The organism is Synechococcus sp. MIT S9503 (genome assembly GCF_047304175.1).
In the GTDB taxonomy this organism is placed as follows: Bacteria; Cyanobacteriota; Cyanobacteriia; order PCC-6307; family Cyanobiaceae; genus Synechococcus_C.
Map to the genome: position 1 here is coordinate 1634574 of NZ_CP138955.1, position 12716 is coordinate 1647289.

General features: G+C 48.0%; 13 protein-coding genes. 7 read left to right on the forward strand and 6 right to left on the reverse strand.

Translation table 11 applies throughout. From position 1 onward, the window contains the following. Positions 1 to 73: 73 nt before the first annotated feature. Both SIB56_RS09330 and SIB56_RS09335 read right to left on the reverse strand, forming a co-directional pair. A complete protein-coding gene (locus SIB56_RS09330; protein WP_413323679.1) occupies positions 74 to 331 on the reverse strand; it encodes a hypothetical protein in 258 nt (85 codons plus the stop codon). A gap of 1746 nt (positions 332 to 2077) precedes the next feature. Further along, positions 2078 to 2479, reverse strand: coding sequence for an MAPEG family protein (locus SIB56_RS09335; RefSeq protein ID WP_413323680.1), 402 nt, complete (start codon positions 2477 to 2479; stop codon positions 2078 to 2080). Between the two features lie 543 nt (positions 2480 to 3022). Here SIB56_RS09335 and SIB56_RS09340 point away from each other — a divergent pair. Beyond that, positions 3023 to 3727, forward strand: coding sequence for a DNA-binding response regulator (locus SIB56_RS09340; RefSeq protein ID WP_413323681.1), 705 nt, complete (start codon positions 3023 to 3025; stop codon positions 3725 to 3727). 402 nt (positions 3728 to 4129) lie between these two features. Here SIB56_RS09340 and SIB56_RS09345 read toward each other — a convergent pair whose 3' ends face one another. Continuing rightward, a complete protein-coding gene (locus SIB56_RS09345; RefSeq protein ID WP_413323682.1) occupies positions 4130 to 5137 on the reverse strand; it encodes a hypothetical protein in 1008 nt (335 codons plus the stop codon). A gap of 115 nt (positions 5138 to 5252) precedes the next feature. Here SIB56_RS09345 and SIB56_RS09350 point away from each other — a divergent pair, with 115 nt between their 5' ends. From SIB56_RS09350 to SIB56_RS09365, 4 genes are all read left to right on the forward strand, one after another. Next, positions 5253 to 5633, forward strand: a complete 381-nt coding sequence (locus SIB56_RS09350) for a DUF1330 domain-containing protein (protein ID WP_413323683.1) — start codon at positions 5253 to 5255, stop codon at positions 5631 to 5633. Between the two features lie 2206 nt (positions 5634 to 7839). Continuing rightward, positions 7840 to 8181, forward strand: a complete 342-nt coding sequence (locus tag SIB56_RS09355; protein WP_413323684.1) for a hypothetical protein — start codon at positions 7840 to 7842, stop codon at positions 8179 to 8181. A 182-nt stretch (positions 8182 to 8363) separates the two neighbouring features. Further along, on the forward strand, positions 8364 to 8678 hold the full coding sequence (locus SIB56_RS09360) for a hypothetical protein (RefSeq protein WP_413323685.1): 315 nt from the start codon (positions 8364 to 8366) through the stop codon (positions 8676 to 8678). Positions 8679 to 9214: 536 nt separating this feature from the next. Then, a complete protein-coding gene (locus SIB56_RS09365) occupies positions 9215 to 9367 on the forward strand; it encodes a hypothetical protein (RefSeq protein ID WP_413323686.1) in 153 nt (50 codons plus the stop codon). A 13-nt stretch (positions 9368 to 9380) separates the two neighbouring features. Here SIB56_RS09365 and SIB56_RS09370 read toward each other — a convergent pair whose 3' ends face one another. Beyond that, entirely contained in the window at positions 9381 to 9614 is a 234-nt protein-coding gene (locus SIB56_RS09370; protein ID WP_413323687.1) for a Nif11-like leader peptide family natural product precursor, read from the reverse strand. Positions 9615 to 10193: 579 nt separating this feature from the next. On the opposite strand from SIB56_RS09370, the gene SIB56_RS09375 reads away from it, so the two are divergent. Further along, a complete protein-coding gene (locus SIB56_RS09375; RefSeq protein WP_413323688.1) occupies positions 10194 to 11387 on the forward strand; it encodes a THUMP domain-containing class I SAM-dependent RNA methyltransferase in 1194 nt (397 codons plus the stop codon). Positions 11388 to 11398: 11 nt separating this feature from the next. Here the strand turns inward: SIB56_RS09375 and SIB56_RS09380 are convergent, their stop codons facing one another. After that, positions 11399 to 11797, reverse strand: a complete 399-nt coding sequence (locus SIB56_RS09380) for a phage holin family protein (RefSeq protein WP_413323689.1) — start codon at positions 11795 to 11797, stop codon at positions 11399 to 11401. Continuing rightward, positions 11794 to 12234: a hypothetical protein gene (locus SIB56_RS09385; protein ID WP_413323690.1), complete on the reverse strand. Its 441-nt coding sequence runs from the start codon at positions 12232 to 12234 to the stop codon at positions 11794 to 11796. Before SIB56_RS09385 ends, SIB56_RS09380 begins: the two co-directional genes overlap by 4 nt. A gap of 64 nt (positions 12235 to 12298) precedes the next feature. Here SIB56_RS09385 and SIB56_RS09390 point away from each other — a divergent pair, with 64 nt between their 5' ends. After that, positions 12299 to 12709 carry a hypothetical protein gene (locus SIB56_RS09390; protein ID WP_413323691.1) on the forward strand — a complete coding sequence of 137 codons (411 nt, stop codon included), beginning with the start codon at positions 12299 to 12301 and terminating at the stop codon, positions 12707 to 12709. Positions 12710 to 12716: the final 7 nt, after the last annotated feature.

Below are 12716 nucleotides of genomic sequence, written 5' to 3' on the forward strand. Positions count from 1 at the left end.
ATGAATAACCTCACAATCGCTTTCCGATCCGTGAGAAAATCGCAGCCCTTAACTTCGATAACGTGAATGAATGCTAATCGGAAGAAAAACCATCAATCAAATTAATCGTCCAGCGGCGACCACCCATACGATCATCTTCCGAATAGCAGCTGGCGAGAAGATCACCCTTTGCATTGCGAACGAGACATTCAAGACCATCTTTAGTAGTGATAAAACTTGAGGAATTTGGGCAGATTACTGATGACAAACTTCCATTTACGGCATGAACAATTTTACTCCAAATCACATCAGTACTTTCATTAGTAGCAGCTGCAAAGTGCATAAGAGTCAAGACATATAGCTGAGCCTAGAGAGTGTATGGGAAAATGCAACTTTTATGTCGGTAACAAATGTGTTTACTGAATAAAAAGATCAGACAAAAAGAATGAGAAACGTTTAATGAGCCAACAGACCGTATAGTGACAATTTTATTCCAAAGTCAAACACAGATTAGTTGAGAGTTAATGCCTTTTATGCGAACTTAAGACACACCTGTCAAGCAGCATGCTTCAATAAAAGACGGGCAAAGACTACTGATTAAACAACTTTTTCGGTGAAAAAATCGGCTAAAATGAAAAACTTGGCTTGTAATTAAGAATACTATTGCAGCAAAGCCTATTTTGCTTTTCTAAGCTTTGAGACGACATCCATATAATCAAGTTTATCCATGTCATCGATATCCTGAGGTGCGAAACCTGGGGGCTGCACAGTTCTTGCCATGTCAAGAAATTCGCTGATGAAACCCCTTTTGAGGATGCGCGCGGGGATGCGCTTGGGAGAAAGGTCGCTGATGGCCGCAAAATCCAACTCTCTGTACTATAGAACTTCATGAAATCCTATGAAGAAAGAGATTTACATGTACCCTGCTGATCTGCACTCAATGCAGATTCCGCCAAAACATGTGTAGGTGCACAAGGCTAAGGCTTCCCGATAATCGTTCTGAAGGCAAAAACACAGATTATTCAAAAGATAAAGACATCAATCAATAATCCACAAAAATATCATCAAACTATTAAATCAACTCATAGGGTTATTAGGCATCGCAAAACATTTATAAATTCAAACAACATCACTCAATGTATACCTTAAAAACCTGAATATGGAAAACGGGCTTAATGTAGACCATAGTTCTCCTGATGTTATAGTCTCCTTGGACAAGCGCCGATTCGATTCATATTGCCGGTTGAAATCATCTTGGCGTAAATTCTGAATTTTATTATTGTCATACTTTTTGTCTTGAAGAGCGGAGATTTCTTGGGCGACGAACGCCTCGTCAATCACAAGAAACCAGTTATCACCGCCCTTCAGCAACCTCGTAATTTGCTGAAAAAAACTTCGGAAGAAATCAAGTACGTTTTGCATCTATTGAAAATAACATCTGATCTTACTTCCCGTAGCTCCAGAGCATTCGTGCTCTGCAACACACGAAGAGCTAATTGACCATTGCTAAGACTGGCTCGAACCAACGACTACATCAGTGAGCAGACGAATCGTGCTGGTATATGCAGGAATCTTCATTGCAGGTTTTCTGTTTGTCTCAACAGGGCTGGCTTATGAGGGCTTTTGAGTAAAAAATAAGAGCTAATCAATACTGACTTCATCACTACCATCCAAAGCGCAGTCAGAACAATCCCATGCGACGTTATATCATTTAAGCAAAATTAAATAGAGCCTTAAATCCTTAATATCGAATAAAATCTCGACAGTGGTGCAGAAGTAACGAAAACTACTTGGCATGATGATTATAATTGGCTCATGCATAAAGCACTTAAACGTGACTATCCGGATACTGTTTATGAAAATGCCTGGGAAGATCTAATGGTAATACGCGAAAGCTGGAAATCCGTTCACGGAGTGGACGACAGATTCTGCATTGAATTAATAAAAAAGTTCGCGAATCACGTGGAAAGTGATATCGTAAAATAATGCCAATTTATGGCATAACTAATCTAACAATTTTGACCACCTAGTGCAAGGCTATTTGAAAGAATGCCAGACAATAGCAATGTTTATAGCAAAATTCAGTCGAATTATGTGTTTAAACCATTGCAGACAGAGCCAGACCATAGATGATTCCCGTGCTAATTAAACCAATAGCCCAGCAGACTGATCTGAGAAAAGAGATATTAGCGAGATAAGCGACAATGTAAATCATCCTGAGGATGGGGTGAGCAACGGCAGCAAAAACTGCAAGATTCGGTATATCGTGACCGCAGAGTAACGCTAATGCTGCCAACAAAACTGCTGGGGCATGCAAAGTGAATGATTCAAAACAATTTTGGTGAGCCCAACTTGCCCGCTTGCCCCAATCTGGATAACGATCAAACATCGCACGCAAAGATGAAAGATCGGATAATTCAAACTTTGCTTTAAATCGAGCAACATAAAGCGGAGGGATGGTAAGAATGACTGTCGCCGCTGAAAGAACGAGCGACCACACATAAGGAATCAGATCTGAGTAGGCAGACGAATGCAATGAAATCATTAAAAAGATGCACCAATTGATCAATATCAACATCTACTATAAAGAGAGGCCCAGGGACTTCAAGAAGAGTGGCCAATGCATCTACAAAAGGAAATACTGACTTCAAACCAATGAGATGATTGCTTAAGATCTAGAGGAAGTCGTTCATTAGGAATAAAATATCGAGATGAATATGCGATTCAGTTCTTTATCGAGAGGAAGATTGAATTCTTGCACACAAATGTCATGTCAAACTCCTCTTTGATCATGCAAGGCAAAACAAAGCAGCTTTTAACTGCTTCCTGTCTATACTCTGATCTCTTAGAAAAGTTGACAAGAGACGACATCAAAACCACTTTGCTCAACAGATAGGCGAAAAATCAACGAAAGAGTCTGACTTGAAAGATTCATTCGGAAGAATCGTTATTAGCGAAAAGATTTCGGCAGCGACTCTTAGCAATAGATCCAATTGCACCGGAGCAGCGCAATGAGTAAAGTGTTGAAATTAATATTAGAAGCGTGCTCATCAATCCAAACGAGATTCCGCTGAAGAAAGCTGCTGACCAATGCCAGGAACTCCTCAAAAATCGAAAAGTACTGATTTGCAGCAAAAACAGACTGACACTTACCACACTGTGTCTTTGTACTCCGATTCTACATTCACTCGTCGGCGGTGCAACAACAGAAGAAGAAGGACTGGAATTACAAACTAAATTCAAACCTGATATATTAATCACAAGCGAAGATCTTGAAAGAGGGTATGGGATACGTCTGGTAGAAAAAGCAAAAATCTATTCACCGAACATCACAGCGCTGATTTTCTTAGAACGAGAAACAACTGAAGTTGTTCATGAAGCCATGGATGCCGGTGCGAATGGTGTGATGTTCATCTCATCAATAGGAACAGGTCATGGCGACTTCATCAACGCCCTGACAACCACAAATCATGGTGGTGTCTACTACCCCAAATCCGTTCGTGAAGCAGCTACGGCTAAAGTCAGACAAATTCCTGACCTCGTTGATCCACTTTCCGAGCGCGAGCATGAAGTTCTTCGCTGCATCATCCAAGGAATGAAAAATTCTGAGATTGCAGAAGCATTATTCTTATCAGCTGAAACGATCAAGAGTCACGTCAGTACAACTATCCAGAAACTTGGGGTTAGAGATCGAACGCAAGCAGCTGTCTATGCGCTCACTCATGGTCTGGTTGATGCAAACATTTAAAGATTGATTGATTCGACTCTAACAATTCTGTATGAATCATGGCAAAAAATTGCATTGAGCTCACTCAAGCGCATCAACATTAACTTGCCCTGAAAGTCTTTCTGGCTCGCCTTACGTTGACCCAGCAGCAGAACACAAACCGAAAGGCACTGGCTGACTAAGTGAGTGATCTCAGTGTTCAGGGTTCGAACCTTTGAGCGGGTCAGGCGCCAGCTTCACGACAGCGGCATGAAACCTCTAGAGTATTTGTACCTAATTCATCAGCCATGACCAGTTCAAATCTGCTGGTACTGTTCGTCAGCTTTTCAACCGCCTGCCTGGTGCTGAGCATCTACAAGATCAATCAGACAGCTCAGTAGGTTCAAACTGACAATCTCGGCATTACTGGACTACGCACTGAATTCAACTCCACGCTGTACTCCAGCTAATCAGCGGTTGTATCCCCAGAGCGATTATCAGACTGATCGCTAGTCCTACAGAGGCTTTCCCCAAATCACTGCCAAGAACTCTGATCAGTCCTCCCTGGCTGTGAGCTGTAAAAGCGATCTCAAACTCGAGTTCCTTGATTCGCAGGGCTAGCTCTCGACCAGCAAGCAATCCTAGAAAAACCCAGGTTGTACTCAAGGGAAAGCTGCTCAGAAAAGCCCTGTAAAGCAGACAAACCCCGAACATGAAATCAATCACGGTTGCAGATCGCAGATCGGAGGTATTGGTCTTCGAACGCAAGACGCCTTGAATCGGTCCTCCCCCAATGCTGATCAAAACGCAGAGCCCGCTACAAAGAATGAGCGTGCATACGCTCATTGCAATGAAATTCAAGTTTCGAGGTAAGTAAACAAAAATATTTGCCATATCCTGGACCAACCACATACTCCACAAAAAACCGGTTGAAAACCATTGCAGAACTGACCAGATTTTGCTGATCTCTTTTGACTCCTGATTCCGGCGAAACACCCATCGCTCCAAAAGCCATACACCCAGCCCCCAAAAGGCAAGTCCAATGATGAATGCCAACATATAACCGGATATGGAGCTCCCTAAAAGTCTGCCGATGTTCTCAGGCACGAATGATGAGAGAACGAGAAAAGACGTGCTGACAGGGGCACCCCAGGCTGTCAGAGCAAGCACTGCAATCGGCGGAATGAGATAGGCCCAGGTGAAAGGTTCTGGCACTGGAAACGACTCAAGTCGTCCCCATGCAGGCTCACCACTGTGGAGCAACCAACCCAGGAAAAGTACGAAAATCGTGACAGCGCAGACAAAGGTCATCTGCAGGGTCTTGGGAGTGCGTTTTCGATTGGAAGAGATATAAGTGCCCAACGTTTGCAGAGAGTCGTTAGACACAACTGAGAAGGCTGCCAAAAGGAAGCCGATGATCATCCAGACATTGATCTCAGTCAAAGGGGGCATGACTTGCTGAGGCCTTCAGATCCTCGCACCGCTGCTGAACATTCGGCCATATCTGACCGTTGTATGGCATCTTCAGACTGAATCGTCTAAAAGACCATAAAGCGCTTCACTGAGCATGAAAGTAAACGTCACGGTGATTGTTGGCATTGCTGCAGGTTCTGCGGGAATGATTATTGGTGCAATTCTGCCAAAACCAGTCGAAAAGTATGGTCTCGCCGTTGTAACAGGCAGCACCGAAAATACTCCCGTGATGAAAGAATACACTTCTAAATTACAACCACTTCTTGAAAAGGCAGGCTGCAAGCGGATCACACGTGACTATGACACTCTTTTCGTGGAAGGCAGGGGTGGTCCGATGACAGTCATCGTTAGCTGCAAAGGTGCCACGGAAAAAGAAGGTGTGGCTTTTTACAACAGCCCCGAATACCAGAAATTAATCAAACTTCGCGCTCCTTACACCAACTGGCAATTCAGACTGGTACAGGCCAGCTTCTGATCTCAGTAAAAACTGCAAGATCTAGAGCAAAATACCTACAAGCACTGATTTTACAAAGAATGATCTGACCACAATTGTGCTCATCACGCAGCGGTGCACTATTCAACGTGTGGATAGAGCCACAAACTCATCTCGTCTTCCAAACCAGCGCTAGCAGTTGAAAGTACGAGTGACACTAGATCGGCGATGACAGGAAACGTCCAAACAGACCGAAATCACTTCCCTTACAAGCCCTCCGTGGCGTTCACAGCTCAGGAAAACAAACTGCTTCCCACAGCCAACTCAGCTCGATGGAAGCAGCTTTGGCACCAATCACAACATGCTTATCGCTGTCGAACGGAGGATGGCAAAAACTGAAGACCGGCTGTCCATGGCGGAAACGGCCATTGAGGTTGGCATGAGGAAATTGTTATCTCCCCTTGACTACTAACGATAATTTTCTAGAACTCAACCAGAGGCATATTTCCCGATGGAAATCCACACTGCCCACGCTGAACCCATTGGCGAATTCATTCATGACGGCCAACACAAACCATTTCGGGCTTTGGCCTGCCCGATAGATCAGAGCCACAGACTGTCCTTCTCAAAAACTCAAACCAAAGACAGCTGATTCGTGGCGGTAAGGAAGTCCTGCAGATGTCATCTGCTACAGACTTCCCCAAATGCTAAGTGGCAAAGCATTGATGTTGCACTGTCGAATCGATTGAACACCAGTCAATTGGCGTTTGACGTAAAAGTGACTGATGCAAATCAGATATTTGCATAAGCCTGGTAACAAATTTCAAGACAAATCACAAATGCGGAAAGAATCTCCATCTTGACTTTTCTTTTGATACGTCTCATTGCATTCATTTTTATTCGCCAAGTGAAAGTCTTATCAAGATAAAAAGATTGGATTGGAAATGATGAGTCAAGCAATACCAGGATCCTTAAATTTTGGCAAAAGTAGCTGCTGTCTATCTCCTGAGTGCGGCGTCGTGCACTCCTCCGGATCGGGCCAGCTGGCGCTGGCTAGTGAAAACAAAGAAGGGGCATCTCCTTGTGATTCTCGAATCAATCCAAAGGATTCTGAAACTTTCCTGAGTTGATCAATATTGCCGGAAAGCGGCGCCTATCCAAAGCAGAACAATCAAAGCAAAAATCGCTGAAAACCACTGCAAGAAATGGTCAGGACGGCACTGAAGCTTGCAGGAAGACACTAGATCCGGACGCGGCAAGACCGATCTCGATGCCCCTGAACCCCGGAAGGGCGTTGACACCAACCAACTCCAAAAGAAAACATCTTGATTGAGATATTTTTAATTCCTGCGCGTATCAATTGGCTTAACTGATCAAATCACCCGTGTACAATTGTGTTCTTTACAGAAATAATGCTCAGCATTCTTCCGTCTTATTATTTGATTTTTCTGGCACTCGGCCTTGCCTCTGTCGTGATTGTTTTGTTCACTGCCTTCAGCGAAAGCTCAAAACACGAAATGAATCGACGGAAAAATATCAGACCCAGATAACATTGATTCATATGTTCAATAGACCGTATAACAGTGAAGTCACGTTAACAATTTCTGTTTTTGAATAACAGTAACGGGGTTACACAGAAACTGGTCCAGTGAGGAAAAGACTGATCAAGTCTGACTTGATAAAGACACAGCTTCATCTGAGCCAGATCGCATTGCAGGGTTCCTCAGTTCAAATGACTCTTTTTAAAAGTTGACTGTTGAGAGTTTTGCAACACTGAGATGCATTCGGGTTATTGCAACAATGACGATGAGGAATTTGTGCGACTAAAAGACGAAAATTCCAAGCCGGCGGAATGCATTTTCACTTTGCAAATGAGGCATGTGAACTCCGCCGCTGGACAGCCGTTGAAACGCTGATCACTGTCATCAGAGCTGGATGAACACAAGCATCGCCAACGATCAAAGCAACGAAGCCGAGCGGCGGTTGAAGCGCTCAGCTTTGAGGATGAGCCCACAACGCGCTTGAGCAGCCACAGCATTTGCGCATGGAACGCTCATCTGCAAAACAAGCTGTCATTGACCTTGGAATTTTCAATTCTCACCTTCGCTGCCAGTGCCTTTGGGATACGAGTCACTGGATAGGATCGAAATTATCGCAGGCTGATCCTTCAACGGGTTGCAAACGATGGTTCCGATACGGGAAAAGCGTCTGATGTAGGCGATGATCCTCCGGCACAGTGCATCGGTTGATGGCTTCCAAGTTCTTCCACGTTCACCACGAGTTTCGGGCTGGGAAAGCTCAGCAGTGGTGGGAAACAGCCCAGGCCGCCATGGCACCTGGAGGTGGCTGGGATGAAGCAGTTGCCAGAAATTTGGAAGCAGGTTTCTATAACCACTGCTTCTGCCCAGCAGGCCCTGAAGGTCCTGCATTCTGCATCTGGGAGGTGCGTGAAGGCATCACCGCTGAACAGTTTCAGGAATTCATCGACGGACCGAACGGTGTGAACTTTGGTCTTGGCGCATGGATGAACATCTGCAGAGAGATCAACGTCGAGCTGGCTGGAAATGCCCCATACCCGAGGAAATTCTGAAGGCGAATGACAAGCTGAACCGGTTCTTTCCGAAATAGTTCAGCGGTGCCAGCCACATCCCCGGCTATCGCCAGGTGCAATGGATATTACAGGGATGGGTGACTTCGTTCATGTCTTCCGAATGCTGGTTGAAAAGCAGAACATCGAACTGATCTGTTCAGTTATCTGCCACTTCGTTTGAAGTGGCAGGAATATCCCCTGAATGGGTGATGCCAATCAATGTCAATTGCGAGATTCTTTATATACCGAAGAAAACAATCTTCTCACATAACAAAAAAATGACAAATTTCTCAGATTTTATTGACCATCTTTCTGCTGTTGAGGCCCTGCGCTTCTTAGAGAAAGAAGAGCGCATTCTAAGAGAACAGTTTGGCGGTTTTGAATTTTATCGACGCAGAGATCTCTGCATGATGACGGCTCGGAGAAGACGAAAACTGATCCTTGACGTGCACTGGCTGAACCGCTGCCTGCAAACGTCATACGCCAAGCAGGAATGATCTGTTCATTTTCAAAATCTCGAATGTGGAACCACCAAGCGAAACAAGCTCACATGGACAAATCCCTGTCAAAGAGCAATGCCAAAGAACTTTGACTCGAACGTTTGCTCGAACCTCTTCAAGAACGTCATAGTCTTGATCGCTACAAGCAAGCAGGATCTGGTAATGAAAATCATGGCAATGCCGGATCTGTAAATTCGGGAGTATCTCGATTGGAACAAGCTTTATCCGGGCTTAAGCCGAGTTGCCAAACGGCCAGTGGCGATCATTGACTAACGCAGGAGAATTCCTGCGCACCAACAAATCCAAGGAGACCGAATTGGTCGATCAAAGAAGGCAATTAATAGCTGGTAGGGAAAAAAATTCTTGTTGTTGCTTTGTAAAGCAACTGACACGAGGCGACATCAACCGACAGTAAAAGCTTCCAGATCGACTTTCAATGGCAACGAATAGCAGTGCCTTAAGAGGCAACAGTCTGTTTACAGCACTTGATTCCGATTGCACGTCATAACGTGATGTCAATCGATCAATTGATCATGGACAATCAAATTGACAGCAAAGCGATTCAGGAACTGAATGATGAATCCATCAGTGTCATCAGCCCAGCAACACTGATCATCCTGGGGCTCATCGCAGTAGCAGGACTCTGGAGTTTCTCACTGCTACTGGAGTACCTGATCCCCGACTGAAATCTGTCACTCTTCAATTACCCGCTTCACCAAAATTGTATGAGGGAGTTGTATCCTGGCTTTTAATTTTAACTCCTGAAATCTCCTGATTGGAGATTGCTTTCAATTCTTCGCCGGTGAACTGAAACCCCAGTTCACCGGCGATCTCTGCTATGTCGCCTGCCGTTGCAGCGAGTGAAACCTTGTCATACAAAACTCTGTCTGAGCGAATAGCCGTCAAGAATGCTTTCAGCTGCTCCAGCGACATCAGTTAACAGTAACTTTCTCAACAGTAATCACCATTTCTGATTTTTTGCGAGCAGATGATTGCCGCAAGAACCATCTATGTCACATTGACAAAAAATCAATGGAAAAATTCATTGGAGATTCTGCTTAGCAAGGATTCCACTTACACAACAGCGGCTTTAACAACCGGATCGATTCAAGTCACATCTACGAACCGATGCGCATAAGGTGGATCAATGAACTGAGCCCAACCGCAAACGTTTGTTGGGGGGGGGGAGAGGTAGTGAGAGGGGCCTTCCAGCCCCCGCGAGTCAATTGGGTGATAAGGCTGACTTCACCCCATCTCCCTTAAAGGGTCAGGCAGCAACAGGGGCTGCTTGACGGGAGAAACGAACGATGTTGTTCGCAGTTACGGGTTTGCTCTTACCGAGCAGGCTTCAGTCACCCTCCTCATGCCCCGTCGAAACCATTGCAGCCCCTGAAAGGGGGAATGGAGCTGAGCGGAATCGAACCGCTGTCCGAAACACTGGTGTGGATCACCTAGTCCGGTCAAGACCGGACATTGTCATTCTGACAGCAGTGGTGAAGCGGAGCATCGGATTTGGGGAAAAAGCAGCGACCCTCACCACAGGGCATTCGTGGCGTTGCAGTATTGCCCCAGGGTTTCGAAGAGATCGGCTGCCAGGAGTTGCAGGCACTTGGAGCCAAACAGGTCAATCCCCTGCGACGTGCGGCATCGTTCGAATCAGACATGGCCTGTCTTTACAGACTTCACCTGCAATGTCGTCTGCCCTTCAGGCTTCTGCGCGAAGTAGCACGCTTCCGCTGCGACAGCCGCGATTCGCTTCACACGGGTGTGCAGCAGGCTCTCGACTGGGAACGCTGGCTTCACCCATCGATGAGCTTCCGGGTGGATGTGACCGGTACTGCTCCAGGGCTGAATCACAGCCACTTCACCGCTCTGCAGGTGAAAAACGCCTTGATTGATCTTCAGCGTGATGTCTGGGGGCGGCGATCATCCATCGATCTGGATGAACCCGATCTCTGTCTGCATGTTCATCTGCATCGTGGTGAAGCAGTGCTCAGCCTGGATGGCAGCGGTGGCAGCCTGCACCGCCGGGGATACCGGGCCGCTGTTGGCGCTGCTCCGCTGAAGGAAAACCTGGCAGCCGGTCTGATCAGACTCACTGGCTGGGATGGAACCAGCCCTCTGACGGATCCCTGCTGTGGCTCCGGAACGCTGCTGATTGAAGCTGCAGCCATGGCGTTGCAGCGATTCCCAGGGCTGCATCGCAATTTCCTGCTCGAATCATGGGCGGACTTCGAAGGGGAGCTCTGGGATTCGGAACAGCACAGAGCACGAACAAGACAGCAACCCGCTCAGGCAGCCCCCCCAATCATTGGTTACGAGCAGGACCACGACATCGCCCAACAGGCCCGCGACAACGTGAGCGCGGCAGGGCTCGAGGACGTGATCACAGTGTTTGAAGGCGATTTCAGGGATGCACCGCCTCCGGAGCAACACCGAGGCGTGGTGGTCTGCAACCCCCCCTATGGAGTGCGGCTGGGCAACAGTGCCGAGCTTGAGGAGCTCTACAGAGAGCTGGGAGCGGTGCTGAAAAACAACTATGGAGGCTGGGATCTATGGCTTCTCAGCGGCAACCGGGCACTGACCGGAGCTTTACGTCTGAGAGCGAAACGCAGGATCCCTGTCAGTAACGGTGGCCTGGATTGCCGCTGGCTGCATTACGAGCTGAACAGGCGCTCGCCGGATTCAATCGTCCAGAGGGTCTGAACCCAGGCAGCTCACTTACCGAGAACAGCCCGCGTGGTGCGCAGCAGACCTTCAAGCGTTTGAGGCAGATACGGTCCTTTAGCAAGCTGACCACCAATTCGCAGGCTGAAACCGGCCACCACCAGATTGAGAATCGCCATCGCCAGCAGCGATTGGATCAACGACCAGCCCCACGACTCCAGCATCCACACCAGCAGGGCGGCTTCTCCAGCAACAAGCGCCATCAGCATCAACGTGCCGCCCATGGCCAGAAACACACCGCCGCTGATCAGGCGGCGTTTCTCGCGATCCACCTCCTGCAGTGCGATGCGGACGTGGAGATCCATCACCGAACCCGCGAGTGCCGTGACCCGGGCAGCGGCACCAAGGCCTCTGGAGCGCGGTTGCTCGGAACGTGGCAGTTCACTCATGAGGATCTCCTTCCGCCGGTCAGTAGTGCACCCACAAGAACCCCCACACCAGCGGCCACAGCGAGTGAAATCAGAGGTCTGTCTCGCACTGGCTTTTCAAGCTTCGGCCTCAGTGTTCGGTTGAGCTCATCGAGCAGATGCTCCAGCTGCTCCTCGAGGGGATCGAGATTGTCGGCCAGATTTCGAGTGCGATCACCTGCCTGATGCAGCAACTCCTCAAGCTGAACCGAAACAATGCCGGCAGCTCGGTCGCTGTGGGTCGAAATCAGATGAACCACCTCATCGAAGCTGCCACGGGTGGCTTCCAGAGCTTGGTGGGTGACCTCCGGCCAGCGCTTCTGAATTTCAGGAAGAAGCGTGTCGAAGCGATCACGAAAGCGGTACGACAGATCCTGGGAATCCTCAGGCGCATCGGCTGGGGAGGGAGCTGAATCCATGGCGTTCCTGACGGCCAATCGCAGGGTAAGGGTGGTAACTCTGAGATGAAACCCATTGGAATTGGTGGGTAATCAGTTGCGCTACGCCCTGCTGGAGCATTTCGGCGCACCGGACGACCCGGAAGGCCGCCACCTCGACCTCTTACTGGAAGACGGTGACAGCTGTCGAAGCTGGCGGCTGGAGGCGATCCCACGCTTGAACGGCTCTGCAGTGAGGGCCACACCGATAGCTCCCCATCGGCTGGTCTGGCTGGAGCGGGAAGCAGCTGTTGTCTCCGGCAACAGGGGGTGGGCGCGCCGTGTCGTGGCGGGCACCATGCGCGGTCGTCTGCCTGGTGATGCCGATCAGCCGGTGCGGGTGGAACTGGAGGGCATGGCTGTGATCGGCCTGACCGATCCAGTCATTCTGGAAATCGCGGCAGAGCGATGCAGCATGCGCAGTCCGGATGATTGCCACGCTGCACAAGGCACTTGAGCTTTTT

Bases quoted from the DNA above. Each gene is read 5' to 3' on its own strand.
- SIB56_RS09345 (WP_413323682.1), bottom strand. From the start codon at position 5,137: ATGCCCCCTTTGACTGAGATCAATGTCTGGATGATCATCGGCTTCCTT.
- SIB56_RS09350 (WP_413323683.1), top strand. From the start codon at position 5,253: ATGAAAGTAAACGTCACGGTGATTGTTGGCATTGCTGCAGGTTCTGCG.
- SIB56_RS09355 (WP_413323684.1), top strand. From the start codon at position 7,840: ATGGCTTCCAAGTTCTTCCACGTTCACCACGAGTTTCGGGCTGGGAAA.
- SIB56_RS09365 (WP_413323686.1), top strand. From the start codon at position 9,215: ATGGACAATCAAATTGACAGCAAAGCGATTCAGGAACTGAATGATGAA.
- SIB56_RS09370 (WP_413323687.1), bottom strand. From the start codon at position 9,614: ATGTCGCTGGAGCAGCTGAAAGCATTCTTGACGGCTATTCGCTCAGAC.
- SIB56_RS09380 (WP_413323689.1), bottom strand. From the start codon at position 11,797: ATGAGTGAACTGCCACGTTCCGAGCAACCGCGCTCCAGAGGCCTTGGT.
- SIB56_RS09385 (WP_413323690.1), bottom strand. From the start codon at position 12,234: ATGGATTCAGCTCCCTCCCCAGCCGATGCGCCTGAGGATTCCCAGGAT.